Here is a 14,922-nt window from a genome sequence, read left to right on the forward strand (position 1 = left end):
AGGTCGGTCTGCGCCCCTAGAATGCCGGGGTGACTGATTCCCTGGTCGTCCGTGGTGCGCGCGAGCACAACCTCAAGAACATCGACATCGACATCCCCCGCGACAAGCTGGTGGTGTTCTCCGGCCTGTCCGGCTCCGGCAAGAGCTCCCTGGCCTTCGACACCATCTTCGCCGAGGGGCAGCGACGCTACGTCGAGTCGCTCTCCAGCTATGCGAGGCAGTTCCTCGGGCAGATGGACAAGCCCAGCGTCGACCTGATCGAGGGGCTCTCCCCGGCGGTCTCGATCGACCAGAAGTCCACCAACCGCAACCCGCGCTCCACCGTCGGCACGATCACCGAGATCTACGACTACCTGCGCCTGCTGTTCTCCCGCACCGGCGAGCAAAGACTGCCCCGTCTGCGGCGAGCTGGTCACCTCCTCCTCGGCCGAGCAGATCGTGGACACCCTCCTCGAGGAGGAGCCCGGCACCCGCTTCCAGTCGCTGGCGCCCGTCGTCCAGGGCCGCAAGGGCGAGCACCAGGACCTGCTCAGCTCCCTGCGCTCCCAGGGCTACGCCCGCGCCCGCATCGACGGGGACAACCGCCGCCTGGACGAGGAGATCAGCCTCGACAAGCGCTACAAGCACACCATCGAGGTGGTCGTCGACCGGCTCGCGGCGAAGCCCGACGCGCGCCGTCGCCTCACCGACTCGGTCGAGACCGCGCGCGGCTGGCCGAGGGCATCCTGCTGGTCGACTACGTCGACCGCGACGACGAGGACCCGCGGCGCACCCGCCGCTTCTCCGAGAAGCGCGCCTGCCCCAACGACCACCCCCTCGCGATCGACGACATCGAGCCGCGCACCTTCTCCTTCAACGCCCCCTACGGCGCCTGCCCCGAGTGCACGGGCCTGGGCCAGCGGCTCGAGGTCGATCCCGAGCTCGTGATCCCCGACGAGGACCTCTCCCTCTCAGACGGCGCGATCGCCCCGTGGACCATGGGGCACGCCGACCGCCACCAGGAGGTCATGTCCGGCCTCGCCGAGGAGCTCGCCTTCTCGATGAACACCCCCTGGCGCGCGGCGCCCGAACGCGCGAAGGAGGCGCTGCTGCACGGCAAGGACTTCAAGGTCCACGTGAAGTACCGCAACCGCTTCGGCCGCGAGCGCACCTACTCCACGGGCTTCGAGGGCGTCATGCACTTCCTCGAGCGGCGTCACGGCGACACCGAGTCCGACTGGGCCAAGGAGCGCTACGAGCAGTTCATGCGCGAGGTGCCCTGCCCCGCCTGCCAGGGCGCGCGTCTGCGCCCCGAGGTGCTCGCCGTGACCGTCGGCGGGAAGTCCATCGCCGAGGTCTGCGAGATGTCGATCGGTGACGCGCTCGCCTTCCACCAGGGCCTCGAGCTCGGGGTGCGGGAGGCCGCGATCGCCGACGAGGTGCCGCGGGAGATCCGCTCCCGCCTCGGCTTCCTGCTCGACGTGGGCCTGGACTACCTCTCCCTGGCCCGCGCGGCCGGCACCCTCTCCGGCGGCGAGGCGCGCGGCGCATCCGCCTCGCCACCCAGATCGGCTCGGGCCTGGTGGGCGTGCTCTACGTCCTCGACGAGCCCTCCATCGGCCTGCACCAGCGCGACAACGAGCGCCTCATCGCGACCCTCGAGCGCCTGCGCGACCTCGGCAACACCCTGATCGTCGTCGAGCACGACGAGGACACGCTCAACTCGGCCGACTGGGTCGTGGACATCGGCCCGCTCGCCGGCGAGCACGGCGGGAAGGTGGTCCACTCCGGCCCCGTCGAGGGCCTGAAGCAGAACCCCGACTCCCTCACCGGCCGCTACCTCTCCGGCGAACTGGAGATCCCCGTGCCCGCGGTGCGCCGCCCCGTGGACAAGGAGCGGATGCTGAAGGTCGTCGCGCCGCGCGCGAACAACCTCACCGGGCAGGACGTCTCCTTCCCGCTCGGCGTGCTCACCGCCGTCACCGGCGTCTCCGGCTCGGGCAAGTCCTCCCTGGTCAACGACATCCTGTACTCGGTCCTGGCCAAGGAGCTCAACCGCTCCCGCATCGTGCCCGGGCGGCACAAGCGCGTCACCGGCCTCGAGCACCTCGACAAGGTCGTGCACGTGGACCAGTCGCCGATCGGCCGCACCCCGCGCTCGAACCCCGCCACCTACACGGGCGTGTGGGACCGGGTGCGCACCCTCTTCGCCCAGACCAACGAGGCGAAGATCCGCGGCTACACCGCAGGGCGCTTCTCCTTCAACGTCAAGGGCGGTCGCTGCGAGGCCTGCTCCGGCGACGGCACGTTGAAGATCGAGATGAACTTCCTGCCCGACGTGTACGTGCAGTGCGAGGTCTGCAAGGGCCAGCGCTACAACCGCGAGACGCTCGAGGTGAAGTTCAAGGACAAGAACGTCGCCGAGGTGCTGGCCATGTCCATCGCCGAGGCGCTCGAGTTCTTCGACGCCGTCCCCGCGATCCGCCGCCAGATGCAGACCCTGGTCGACGTGGGCCTCGGCTACGTGAAGCTCGGTCAGTCCGCGACCACCCTCTCGGGCGGTGAGGCGCGGCGTGTGAAGCTCTCCTCCGAGCCGCACAAGCGCTCCAACGGCCGCACCATCTACGTGCTCGACGAGCCGACGACGGGCCTCCACTTCGAGGACGTGCGCAAGCCGCTCGAAGTGCTCGAGGGGCTCGTGGACAAGGGCAACTCCGTGATCGTCATCGAGCACAACCTCGACGTCATCAAGACCGCCGACCACGTCATCGACCTCGGCCCCGAGGGCGGCGCCGGCGGCGGGAGGATCGTCGCCACCGGCACCCCGGAGAAGGTGGCGAAGGTCGAGGGCTCCTACACCGGTCGCTTCCTCGCCCCGATGCTCGAGGGCGGACGAGCGGGCGCGGCCGCGGCCCGCTGAGCAGGCGGAGCGATGGCTGATCCAGCGACCTACCGCCCCGCGACCGGCACGATCCCCACGAGGCCGGGGGTCTACCGGTTCCGGGACGAGCACGGCCGCGTCATCTACGTCGGCAAGGCGAAGAACCTCCGCCAGCGCCTGGTGAACTACTTCCAGGACCTCTCCGTCCTGCACGAGCGCACCCGGCGCATGGTCACCACCGCCACGAGCGTCGAGTGGACCGTGGTGGGCACCGAGGTCGAGGCGCTCACCCTCGAGTACACGTGGATCAAGGAGTTCGATCCGCGGTTCAACGTCAAATTCCGCGACGACAAGTCCTATCCCTATCTCGCGATCACGATGGGGGAGAAGGTGCCGCGGGTGCACATCACCCGTCGGCCGCGCGCCAAGGGCGACCGCACCTTCGGGCCCTACCCGCAGGTCGGCGCGATCCGCGAGACGCTCGACCTGATGCTTCGGGTGTTCCCGATCCGCTCCTGCACCGCGGGGGTGTACCGGCGGGCCGAGCGGTCGGGCAGGCCCTGCCTGCTCGGCTTCATCGGGAAGTGCGCGGCGCCCTGCGTCGGCGACATCTCCGAGGACGAGCACCGCCGGCTCGCCGAGCAGTTCGCGGACTTCATGGCCGGGAACACCTCGAAGTACACCCGCCGCATCGAGCGGCGGATGAGGGCCGCGGCCGCGGCGATGGACTACGAGACCGCCGCGAGCCTCCGCGACGACCTCCAGGCGCTCGAGAAGGTGATGGAGAAGAACTCCGTGGTCCTCTCCGACGCGACCGACGCCGACCTGATCGGCCTCGCCCAGGACGAGCTCGAAGCCTCCGTGCAGGTCTTCCACGTGCGCGGCGGACGGATCCGCGGCCAGCGCGGCTGGACCGCGGAGATCCTCGACGAGTCGACCGCGCCGGACCTCGTCGAGCGCGCCCTGACCACCCTGTACACCGAGGGGAGCGCCCCGAAGGAGGTGCTCGTCCCGATCCTGCCCACCAACCTCGACCAGGTGCGGGAGCTGGTGGGCCGCACCGTCGACCTGCGCGTCCCGCGGCGTGGCGAGAAGAAGGACCTGCTGATCACCGTCGGCGAGAACGCGACCGAGGCGCCGCGCCTGCACCGCCTCAAGCGCACCGGCGACCTCACCGCCCGCACCAAGGCGCTCGAGGACCTGGGCGAGGCGCTCGACCTCGCCGAGCCGCCGGCGCGGATCGAGTGCTTCGACATCTCCCACTCCCAGGGCACCAACGTCGTCGGCTCCCAGGTGGTGTTCGAGGACGGGCCGCCCAAGAAGAGCGAGTACCGCCGCTACTCGGTCACCGGCGCGGCCGCCCGCGACGACACCGCCTCCATGCACGACGTGATCACGCGCCGGCTGAAGCACCACCTCGACCCGCCCGAGCCGACGGAGGACGAGGAGACCGGCCGTTTCAAGCGGTTCGCGTACCCGCCCTCGCTGATCCTCGTCGACGGCGGCCCGCCGCAGGTCGCCGCGGCGCGGCGCGCCTTCGACGAGCTCGGCATCACCGACATCGCCCTGGCCGGGATCGCCAAGCGGCTCGAGGAGATCTGGTCGCCGGGGAGGAGTACCCCGTCATCCTGCCCCGCACCTCCGAGGCGCTCTTCCTCGTCCAGCGCCTGCGCGACGAGGCGCACCGCTTCGCCATCACCTACCACCGCTCCAAGCGAGGACGGGCCATGCAGGCCAGCGCCCTGGACGGCATCCCGGGCCTCGGGCCGGCCCGGCGCCGCGCGCCGCTGGACCGCTTCGTCACCGTCTCCGCGATCCGCGAGGCGAGCGAGGAACAGCTCACGGAGGTCGACGGGATCGGGCCCGCGTTGGCCGCGCAGATCACCGCCGCGCTAACATCCGAGCAGGGAACCGCCTCGGACGCCGAGACCGCGGACGACGCACTCGGCGTCACCGTGGACATGGCGACCGGCGAGATCCTCGAGGGCTGAGAGCGAGGCCCGTCCACCCCCGATCCGGAAGGAGCACCCGTGACCGAGGAGTCCATCCCGAGCCCGACCACGGACACCCGAGGCGACGTGGTCATCATCACCGGGCTCGCCGGGGCCGGACGGGAGACCGCCGCGCACGCCCTGGAGGACATGGGCTGGTACGTGGTCTACAACATCGCCCCGCGACTGATCGGCACGCTCTACGAGCCGCAGGCCTCCGCCGTCGGCCGCGAGAACCGGTTCGCGGTCGTGGTCGACCCGCGCTCCGGCCCGTTCTTCACGGAGCTCGGCGAGGTCGTCGACGAGCCGCGTAAGGCCGATCTGCGCCTGCGCCTGCTCTTCCTCACGGCCGACGAGTCCACCCTCGTGCGACGCTTCGACTCGGTGCGCCGCCCCCACCCGCCGCAGGGCGAGGAAGGCGTGCTCGAGGGCATCCGCCGCGAGCGCGAGATGCTCGCCCGCTACCGGCGCACCGCCGACCTCGTCATCGACACCTCGCCGCTGAACGTGCACGAGCTGACGATGAAGATGCGCTCGCTGTTCGGCACCGGCGAGGAGCAGCGACTGACCGTGACGATGGTGTCCTTCGGCTTCAAGTACGGGATCCCGCTGGAGGCCGACCACGTCAGCGACGTGCGCTTCATCCCCAACCCGTACTGGGTGCCGGAGCCGCGTCCCAAGCGGGGCACCGACGCCGACGTCGCCGAGTTCGTGCTCGGCGACGCGAACGCCGCCGAGTTCGTCGAGCGGTACATCGAGATGATCACCCCGGTGCGCGCGGCTACAGCACCGAGAACAAGCACTTCACCACCCTCGCGATCGGTCGCACGGGCGGCAAGCACCGCTCCGTCGCGGTCTCGGAGCGGATCGGCGACGAGCCGCGCACCGCCGGGCACGCGGTGCGGATCCGTCACCGGGATCTGGGGCGGGAATGAGCATCGCCTCCCGCGGCCGACGTCTCCGGCTCCGCGGCGCCGACCGTTCGGCGAGCGCCCAGCGGGGCGGCCGCGGCGCCCCGCGCGGCCCGTGCGCGTGGTCGCCCTCGGCGGCGGCCACGGCCTCGCCGCGAACCTCCGCGCCCTGCGCCTGCTCACCGACGACATCACCGCCGTGGTCACCGTCGCCGACAACGGCGGCTCCTCGGGCCGGCTCCGCACCGAGATGCCCGTACTGCCCCCGGGAGACCTGCGGATGGCGCTCGCGGCACTGTGCGAGGACTCCGAATGGGGGTCCATCTGGGGCGACGTGATCCAGCACCGCTTCGCCACCGACGGCGAGCTCGACGGGCACGCGCTCGGCAACCTGATGATCGTCGCGCTGTGGCAGATCCTCGAGGACCCCATCGAGGGCCTCGACCAGATGGCCGAGCCGCTCGGCGCGCGAGGGCGCGTGTCGCCGATGGCGCTGGATCCGCTGGACATCGAGGCGCGCGTGGTCGGCGCCGACGGCGGCGCCCGCACCGTCTCGGGCCAGTACCAGGTCGCGACCGCGGAGGGCCGCGTCGAGGACGTGCGCCTGATCCCGCCGCGCCCCCGCGTCCCCGCCGATGTGCTCGAGGCGATCGGGCGTGCGGACTGGATCATCCTCGGCCCCGGCTCCTGGTACACCTCCGTCTTCGCCGCATCTGATGATCCCTGAGATCGCCGAGGCGATCGCGTCGAGCCCGGCGCGGAAGGGGATCATCACGAACCTCTCCGTCGGCGCGCAGGAGGCCGAGGGGATGACGAGCCTCGACATGCTGGACGCCGCTCGACCACGCGGGGGACTGCCTCTTCGACGCCCTCGTCGCCGATCCGACCACCCTCGAGGACGTCCTCGACCTCGCCGAGGCGGCGCAGGAGCGGGGGCGCGCACCCTGCTGCGCCAGGTCAGCGTTGGCGACGGGACGCCGCGGCACGACCCGGTGCGCCTGGCCGCGGCGTACCGTGATCTGTTCGACGACGCCTACGGGGACGTGGAGCGCGGCGACGACCGCTCCGCGTCGCGCCGGAAGCGACCACACCGCACCACCAGGGGTATGGACACCCGCACCGAGGAGGACACGCATGGCGCTGACGGGTGACGCGAAGGAGGAGCTCAGCCACCTCGAGGTGACCCGGCCCTCCGCCCGCAAGGCCGAGGCGGCCGCGATCTTGCGCTTCGCCGGGGGCCTGCACCTGGTCGCGGGACGGGTCGTGGTCGAGGCAGAGCTGGACTCGGCGGCGGTCGCGCGGCGGTCGCACGGCATCATCGCCGACATGTACGGCCACCGCGCCGAGCTCGCGGTGCTGGCCCCCTCCGGGATCCGCCGCACCACCCGCTACCTGGTGCGGGTGGAGCGCGAGGGCGGGATGCTGGCCCGCCAGGCCGGACTCCTGGACGCGCGGGGCCGTCCCGTGCGCGGGATGCCGCCCTTCGTCGTCGGCGGGGCGCTGGTGGACGCGGAGGCCGCGTGGCGCGGGGCGTTCCTCGCCCGCGGCACCCTCACCGAGCCGGGCCGCTCCTCGGCCCTGGAGCTGTCCTGCCCCGGCCCCGAGGTGGCGCTGGCGATGGTCGGCGCGGCCCGACGGCTCGGCGTCGCCTCGAAGGCCCGCGAGGCGCGGGGCGCGGACCGGGTGGTGCCGCGCGACGGCGACGCGATCTCCGCCCTGCTGTCCCGGATGGGCGCCCACGAGACCGTGCGCACCTGGGAGCGAGCCGCCGCACCACCCGCGAGGTGAAGGCGACCGCGCACCGGCTCGCGAACTTCGACGACGCGAACCTGCGCCGCTCCGCGCGGGCCGCGGTCGCCGCGGGCCAGCGTGTCCAGCGCGCGCTGGAGATCCTCGGCGACGACACGCCCGAGCACCTGCAGGCCGCCGGTCGCCTCCGTCTGGAGCATCGACAGGCGAGCCTCGAGGAGCTCGGCCGACTCGCCGATCCGCCGCTCACGAAGGACGCCGTGGCCGGTAGGATCCGACGCCTTCTCGCCACCGCGGACAAGCGCGCGGAGGAGCTCGGCATCCCCGGGACCGACCACGGAGTGGACGAGGACCATCTTCCTTCGTCCCCTGGTGCCGGTCGTTGATAAGATCGTCACGGTCGTCGGTCACACGCCGGCGTCGCCCGGGCGTACGAGGGCGTGCGCGCCATGTCAGTACTCGAACGTCGCGAACTCACCGCGACACTAGGAGGAACCCTTGACCGTCAAGGTTGGTATCAACGGATTCGGCCGCATCGGCCGCAACTTCCTGCGCGCCGCTCTCGAGCAAGCGACAGGCGGACATCCAGATCGTCGGTGTGAACGACCTCACCGACAACGCCACGCTCGCGAACCTCATCAAGTACGACTCGATCGGCGGGGTGCTTCCCTACGACGTCTCGCACGACGAGGACTCGATCACCGTCGGCGACAACACCTTCAAGGCATACGCCGAGCGCGATCCGAAGAACATCCCGTGGGGCGAGATCGGCGCGGACGTCGTCATCGAGTCCACCGGCATCTTCACCGACGCCGAGAAGGCCAAGGCCCACATCGAGGCGGGCGCCAAGAAGGTCATCATCTCCGCTCCGGCGAAGAACGAGGACGCGACCTTCGTCATCGGTGTGAACGAGGGTGACTACGACCCCGCGAAGCACGACATCATCTCCAACGCCTCCTGCACCACCAACAGCCTCGCGCCGGTGGCGAAGGTGCTGAACGACGAGTTCGGCATCGTCAAGGGCCTGATGACCACGATCCACGCCTACACCTCGGACCAGGTGCCGCAGGACGGCCCGCACAAGGACCCGCGCCGTGCACGCGCCGCCGCCCTGAACATCGTCCCGACCACCACCGGTGCGGCCAAGGCCGTGGCGCTGGTGCTCCCCGAGCTCAAGGGCAAGCTCGACGGCTACTCGCTGCGCGTGCCGGTCCCCACCGGCTCGATCACCGACCTCACCTTCGAGGCCTCCCGCGAGGTCACGATCGAGGAGATCAACGCCGCGATCAAGAAGGCCGCCGAGGGCCCGCTCAAGGGCGTCCTGCGCTACACCGAGGACCCGATCGTCTCCAAGGACATCGAGGGCGACCCGCACTCCTCGATCTTCGACGCGTGACTCACCAAGGTGAACGGCAACCAGGTCAAGATCTTCTCCTGGTACGACAACGAGTGGGGCTTCTCCAACCGCCTCGTCGAGCTCTCGCAGCTGGTCGGCAAGTCCCTCTGATCCTCACGTCGTCCCGCTGACGACCAGGACAGCCCCGGAGCCCGCCGGTCGCCACCCCGAGGGGTCGGCGTCCGACGGGCTCCGCTCGTCCCCGTCCCGACGGGCCGCCGCGGCGTCCCGCGGTCGAACACCTGAAGGAGCACCACAGTGCTGAAGACCATCGATTCGCTCGGAGAGCTGCGCGGCAGGCGCGTGCTCGTCCGCGCCGATCTCAACGTGCCGCTGGACGGCACCACGATCACCGACGACGGCCGCATCCGCGCCGCGTCGCCCACCCTCACCCGCCTCGTCGAGGCCGGTGCCCGGGTCGCGGTGATCTCCCACCTCGGCCGCCCCAAGGGCGAGCCCGAGGAGAAGTACTCCCTCCGCCCGGTCGTGGGCCGCCTCGGCGAGTCGCTCGGCCAGGAGGTCGCCTTCGCGACCGACACCGTCGGCTCCTCCGCGCAGGAGACCGTCGCCGCGCTCGGCGACGGCCAGGTCGCCGTGCTCGAGAACCTGCGCTTCAACGCGGGCGAGACCGCGAAGACCGACGAGGAGCGGCTCGCCTTCGCCCGCGAGCTCGCCGCCCTCGGCGACGCCTTCGTCTCCGACGGCTTCGGCGTCGTCCACCGCAAGCAGGCCTCCGTGTACGAGCTCGCCTCCCTGCTCCCCGCCGCCGCGGGCGAGCTGGTGGCGCGCGAGGTCGACTCGCTGCGCAAGGTGACCGACGAGCCCGAGCGCCCCTTCGTGGTCGTCCTCGGCGGCGCGAAGATCGCCGACAAGCTCGGCGTGATCGACGCGCCGCTGGGCAGGGCCGACCGCATCCTCATCGGCGGCGGCATGGCCTACACCTTCCAGAAGGCGCTCGGCCACGAGGTCGGCCTGTCGCTGCTGGACGAGTCGAAGATCGACGTGGTGCGCGAGTACATGGAGCGCGCGAAGGCGAACGGCGTCGAGCTCGTGCTCCCCGTCGACACCGTCGTGGCGCCGGAGTTCTCCGCCGACGCGCCCGCCACCGTCGTGGCCGTCGACGGGATCCCCGCGGACCAGGAGGGCATGGACATCGGCCCCGAGACCGCGAAGCTCTTCGGCGAGAAGATCGCCGATGCGGCGACCGTGTTCTGGAACGGCCCGATGGGCGTGTTCGAGTTCCCCGCCTTCGCCGAGGGCACGAAGGCCGTCGCCGAGAAGCTCGGCGCGGCCTCCGGCTACACCGTGGTCGGCGGCGGCGACTCCGCCGCGGCGGTGCGCATCCTGGGCTTCGACGAGACGCTCTTCTCCCACATCTCCACCGGCGGCGGTGCCAGCCTCGAGCTCATCGAGGGCAAGGAACTGCCCGGAATCTCCATCCTCGAGGAGGACCAGAAGTGACCACCCGCACCCCGCTCATGGCGGGCAACTGGAAGATGAACCTCGACTGGAAGCAGGCCCTCGCCCTGGTCGAGGAGCTCGGCGAGCGACTCAAGGAGGTCGACACCACCAAGGTCGAGACCGTCGTCGCGCCCCCGTTCGTGGACCTGCGCACCGTGCAGGTCGCGGTCGACGCCGGCAAGCTCCCGATCGCCTACGGCTCCCAGGACATCTCCGCGCACGAGTCCGGCGCGTACACCGGCGAGGTCTCCGGCGCGATGCTCTCCGCGCTGGGTCGCACCTACGCCGCGGTCGGCCACTCCGAGCGCCGCCAGTACCACGGCGAGACCGAGGAGGTCACCAACGCGAAGGTGAAGGTCGCCTTCGCCGCGGGCCTCGTGCCGATCCTCTGCGTCGGCGAGCCGCTCGAGGAGCGCAAGGCCGGCAAGCACGTCGAGTACACCCTCGCGCGGCTCGAGGGCGGCATCGAGGGCATCACCGCCGAGCAGGCCGCGAAGATCGTCATCGCCTATGAGCCCGTGTGGGCGATCGGCACCGGCGAGGTCGCGACCCCGGACGACGCGCAGGAGGTGTGCTCCGCTATCCGCGAGGCGCGCGCGCGATGCACGGCGACACGGTCGCCGACGCGGTCCGCGTCCTGTACGGCGGCGGCGTGAAGTCCTCGAACGTGGGCGAGCTCATGCGGCGCGCCGACGTCGACGGCGCCCTCGTCGGCGGCGCCTCGCTGAAGGCCGAGGAGTTCGCCAAGATCGCCGGTTTCCAGGGCTGAAGGTAAGCCTCCCCACGCGGGCCGGGTCCTCGACGGACCCGGCCCGTGCCGTATGCTGGATCGGTCCGTCCGTCTCCGTGGAAGGGTGACCCCCTCGTGGACCTGTCCCTGCTGAAGCTCGTCCTCCAGATCCTCCTGGCGGTGTTCGGGCCGCTGACGATCCTGCTGGTGCTCCTGCACAAGGGGCGCGGCGGCGGCCTGTCGGACATGTTCGGCGGCGGCGTCTCCTCCTCCGCGAGCGCCTCGGGCGTCGCGGAGCGGAACCTGAACCGCCTCACGGTGACCGTCGCCGTCCTCTGGGGCGCGAGCGCCGTCGGCCTCGGCATCATCGAGACGATGCTCTGACACTCTCGTGCGGCGACCGCCGCACCTCTGCTCTGCGAACGGGCCGTCCCCTCGGGGACGGCCCGTTCTGCATCCCCGGATCTCTGGGCCCGGACAGGCCGAAGGGCCGGCCACCTCGTGGTGACCGGCCCTTCGGGCGTCCTGCGTGCTCCCGGAGGAGCCGGGGCTCAGCGGGCGGCGCGCCCGGCGGCCGCCTCGTCGAGCACCCAGGTGGTGGAGTCGAGGCCGCGCACCGCCGAGGCGGGCACCTCCCACGGGTCCACGCCGTCGTGCGCGGCGCGCACCGCCTCGGCCTTCTCGGCGCCGGCCACGAGCAGCGCCACGTGGCGGGCCGAGTTCAGCACCGGCCAGGTCAGCGAGATCCGCTGCGAGGGCGGCTTCGGGGAGCCGGTCACCGCGACGGCGCCGCCGAGCACCTTCTCCTGGGCGGGGTCTTTCGCGGGAACAGCGAGGCGATGTGACCGTCGGGGCCGACCCCGAGCAGCAGCACGTCGAAGAACGCCTGCCCGCGGGTGCGGAAGGGCTCGTCGCCGCCCGTCTGGTCCAGCTGCTGCCCGTACCAGGCGGCGGCGTCCTCGAGGACATGCCGTCGGCGGGGGAGGGCATGACGTGGACGTTGCGGGCCGGGAGTCCGTGCTCCTCGCGCAAGACGTCCAGCAGCGAGGTGCGCACGCCCACCTCGTTGCGCTCCTCGGAGTCCGGCTCGACGAAGCGCTCGTCGCCCCACCACAGGTGCAGGCGGGCGACGTCCACGCCGGCGTCCACCAGCGCGGCGGGCAGGGCCGCGGCGGTGAGGGTGCCGACGGTGCCGCCGGTGAGCACCAGGTGCGCGACGGGGCGCTTCTCGAGCGCGGCGGCGAGCCGCTCCGCGGTGGCTGTGGCGGCGGTCTGGGCGACCGCCTCCGCATCGGCGACCACGACGTCCTGCGGGGCGGGCTTGCCGCTCGCGAAGGTCGCCGTGTCGGAGATGTCGGAGAAGGCGGCGCCGAGCACCTCGCCGTAGACCTCGTCGGGGTCCAGGCGGCGCGGCTCCTCGGTGACGAGCTCCGCGAGGGTGCGGCGGGGCATCGTCACGTGCTGGCCGGAGTCGTCGCCCGGCGGCTTCATGACGATCGAGTCGTCGCTGACGCGGGTGAGCTCGATCGTGCCGTCCTCGCGCACCAGGCGCACGCCGTGCACCCCGGCGAACTCGGGATCGTCGGCGGGCGGCGGGAGGATCGTCGCCTCGACGCCGAGGGTGTGCCGCAGCCAGCTCGCCATCAGCGGCACCGAGGGGTTGCCCTCGGTGCCGAGGACCTCGACGGAGCTGGGCACGGAGACCGGCGGCACCTCGTAGGCGCTCGCGACCAGGCCGCGCCAGCGGGTCAGCCGCGCCCAGGCGAAGTCCGAGTCTCCGCTGGCGTAGCCGCGGCGCAGACGCTTCAGCGTCCCCAGCGGGTCCGCGCAGGCGGCGGAATCGGTGATGCGGCGCTGCGACATGGAGCCGAGCACATCGTGGACGGGGGAGGACGGAGCATTCTCCGGCCACCAGGTCACGATCGGCGCATCCGGCGACAGCAGCGCCATCACCAGCGTGTCCAGCGACCACAGCACGTCGCCGCGGGCGTGGAGGATCACGATCTCGCCGGCGCCGGCGTCACGGCCCACGCGGATCTCGGCGTCGAGCCCGGAGGTCTCCGCCTCGGGATCGGCGTCGACCACGAGCACCCGGGCGGGGTGCTCGTGGCTCGCGGCGATCGCCGCCTCGAGCGGCTCCTCGATGTCGCCGGTGGCGATGATGATGAGCGTGAGGACCCGGCCGATGGTGTTCTCGCCGAAGGTCTCCCGCATCTCGGTCATGGTCTTGTCGACCGCCGACGCGGTGGTGTCGGTCAGGGTGGTGATCACGGTCGCCTCCAGGTGCGCCCGTCACGGGCGAGCATGTCGTGTGCGGTGTCGGGGCCCCAGGAGCCCGGCCGGTACGGCGCGGGGTCGAGGTTCTCGGCCCAGAACTCGGTGATGGGGTCGAGGATCTTCCAGGAGAGCTCGACCTCCTTCTGCCGCGGGAACAGCGGCGGGTCGCCGAGCGGCATGTCCAGGATCAGCCGCTCGTACGCCTCGGGGGACTCCTCGGTGAAGTTCATGCCGTAGGCGAAGTCCATCGTCACGTCCCGCACCTCCATCTGGGTGCCGGGGACCTTCGAGCCGAAGCGCATGGTCACGCCCTCGTCCGGCTGGACGCGGATCACGATCGCGTTCTGCCCCAGGTCCGCGGTGTCGGTGGAGTGGAAGGGCAGGAAGGGCGCACGCTTGAACACGACCGCGATCTCGGTGACGCGGCGGCCCAGGCGCTTGCCGGCGCGCAGGTAGAAGGGCACCCCGGCCCAGCGGCGGGTCGCGATGTCCAGGCGCATCGCCGCGAAGGTCTCGGTGGTGGAGTCGGCGGGGATGCCGTCCTCCTCGAGGTAGGGGCGCACCTCCTCGCCGCCCTGCCAGCCGCCGACGTACTGGCCGCGCGCGGTGTGCGCGGCGAGGTCCTCCGGCGACTCGACGGCGGCGAGGACCTTCTCCTTCTCCGCGCGCAGGTCGCTGGCGCGGAAGGTGACCGGCTCCTCCATCGCGGTGAGCGCGAGGAGTCGCAGGAGGTGGTTCTGGATGACGTCGCGGGCGGTGCCGATGCCGTCGTAGTAGCCGGCGCGCGAGCCGATCCCGATGTCCTCGGCCATCGTGATCTGCACGTGGTCGACGTAGGCGGAGTTCCAGATCGGCTCGAACATCTGGTTCGCGAAGCGCGGCGCGAGGATGTTCTGGACCGTCTCCTTGCCCAGGTAGTGGTCGATGCGGAAGACGTCCTCGGGACGGAACGCCTTCTCCACCACGTCGTTGAGCTCGCGGGCGGAGGCGAGGTCGTGGCCGAAGGGCTTCTCGATCACGACGCGGCGCCAGGAGCCGTCCTGCGGGGTGTTCAGGCCCGACTCGGCCAGTTGCCCGCACACCTGCGGGAAGGCGTCCGGCGGGATCGAGAGGTAGAAGGCGTGGTTGCCGCCGGTGCCGCGCGTGCGGTCCAGCTCGCCGACGACCTCGGTGAGGCGCTCGAAGGCGGCCTTGTCGTCGAAGGTGCCGGTGACGAAGCGGAGGCCGCCGCGCAGGCTGCTCGAAGACGCTCTCGTCGAAGCCGGTGCGGGAGTGCTCGGAGACGGACTTCTTCACGTACTCGGCGAAGTCGTCGTCGGACCACTCGCGGCGGCCGTAGCCGACCAGGCCGAAGCTCGGCGGGAGGAGACCGCGGTGGGTGAGGTCGTAGATCGCCGGCAGCAGCTTCTTGCGGGCGAGGTCGCCGGTGACGCCGAACATCACCATGGAGCTGGGCCCGGCGATCAGGGGCGACCGTCGGTCACGGGGATCGCGCGGCGGATTCGGCGCACCGGTCGCTGCGGAGGGAGCGGGGGAGTCGGTCACGA

Annotated in this window: 5 protein-coding genes and 9 pseudogenes; 10 read left to right on the forward strand and 4 right to left on the reverse strand. The window is 71.6% G+C overall.

The features are described from left to right. Positions 1 to 29: 29 nt before the first annotated feature. The 10 genes and pseudogenes from uvrA (at position 30) to secG (ending at position 11,482) form a co-directional block, all read left to right on the forward strand. Positions 30 to 2,899 (forward strand): annotated as a pseudogene (gene uvrA / locus WKH84_RS01130) (excinuclease ABC subunit UvrA). A 12-nt stretch (positions 2,900 to 2,911) separates the two neighbouring features. Then, positions 2,912 to 4,851, forward strand: a pseudogene (gene uvrC, locus WKH84_RS01135) (excinuclease ABC subunit UvrC). Positions 4,852 to 4,938: 87 nt separating this feature from the next. Further along, positions 4,939 to 5,559 (forward strand): annotated as a pseudogene (locus WKH84_RS01140) (RNase adapter RapZ); the annotation flags it as partial. 110 nt (positions 5,560 to 5,669) lie between these two features. Then, complete coding sequence (locus WKH84_RS01145) at positions 5,670 to 5,786, forward strand: RNase adapter RapZ (RefSeq protein WP_341856727.1); 117 nt, start codon at positions 5,670 to 5,672, stop codon at positions 5,784 to 5,786. After that, positions 5,783 to 6,913: pseudogene (gene yvcK, locus WKH84_RS01150) on the forward strand (uridine diphosphate-N-acetylglucosamine-binding protein YvcK). The gene WKH84_RS01145 and the pseudogene yvcK overlap by 4 nt, the downstream one beginning before the upstream one ends. Then, positions 6,897 to 7,897 (forward strand): annotated as a pseudogene (gene whiA / locus WKH84_RS01155) (DNA-binding protein WhiA). Before yvcK ends, whiA begins: the two co-directional pseudogenes overlap by 17 nt. A gap of 112 nt (positions 7,898 to 8,009) precedes the next feature. Next, a pseudogene (gene gap / locus WKH84_RS01160) lies at positions 8,010 to 9,018 on the forward strand (type I glyceraldehyde-3-phosphate dehydrogenase). Positions 9,019 to 9,165: 147 nt separating this feature from the next. After that, positions 9,166 to 10,368 carry a phosphoglycerate kinase gene (locus tag WKH84_RS01165; RefSeq protein ID WP_341855359.1) on the forward strand — a complete coding sequence of 401 codons (1,203 nt, stop codon included), beginning with the start codon at positions 9,166 to 9,168 and terminating at the stop codon, positions 10,366 to 10,368. Next, positions 10,365 to 11,137: pseudogene (tpiA, locus tag WKH84_RS01170) on the forward strand (triose-phosphate isomerase). The gene WKH84_RS01165 and the pseudogene tpiA overlap by 4 nt, the downstream one beginning before the upstream one ends. A 102-nt stretch (positions 11,138 to 11,239) precedes the next feature. Continuing rightward, on the forward strand, positions 11,240 to 11,482 hold the full coding sequence (secG, locus tag WKH84_RS01175) for a preprotein translocase subunit SecG (RefSeq protein WP_341856728.1): 243 nt from the start codon (positions 11,240 to 11,242) through the stop codon (positions 11,480 to 11,482). A gap of 167 nt (positions 11,483 to 11,649) precedes the next feature. Here the strand turns inward: secG and WKH84_RS01180 are convergent, their stop codons facing one another. The 4 genes and pseudogenes from WKH84_RS01180 to zwf all read right to left on the reverse strand — a co-directional run bounded on the left by WKH84_RS01180 (position 11,650) and on the right by zwf (position 14,920). After that, positions 11,650 to 11,898: a 6-phosphogluconolactonase gene (locus tag WKH84_RS01180; RefSeq protein ID WP_341855360.1), complete on the reverse strand. Its 249-nt coding sequence runs from the start codon at positions 11,896 to 11,898 to the stop codon at positions 11,650 to 11,652. Beyond that, complete coding sequence (locus WKH84_RS01185; protein WP_341856729.1) at positions 11,874 to 12,212, reverse strand: 6-phosphogluconolactonase; 339 nt, start codon at positions 12,210 to 12,212, stop codon at positions 11,874 to 11,876. Before WKH84_RS01185 ends, WKH84_RS01180 begins: the two co-directional genes overlap by 25 nt. Continuing rightward, positions 12,134 to 13,321: pseudogene (locus WKH84_RS01190) on the reverse strand (glucose-6-phosphate dehydrogenase assembly protein OpcA); the annotation flags it as partial. The pseudogene WKH84_RS01190 and the gene WKH84_RS01185, both read right to left, overlap by 79 nt. Before the next feature lie 44 nt (positions 13,322 to 13,365). Continuing rightward, positions 13,366 to 14,920 (reverse strand): annotated as a pseudogene (zwf, locus tag WKH84_RS01195) (glucose-6-phosphate dehydrogenase). Positions 14,921 to 14,922: the final 2 nt, after the last annotated feature.

The organism is Brachybacterium sp. GPGPB12 (genome assembly GCF_038396325.1).
Lineage (GTDB): Bacteria > Actinomycetota > Actinomycetes > Actinomycetales > Dermabacteraceae > Brachybacterium > Brachybacterium conglomeratum.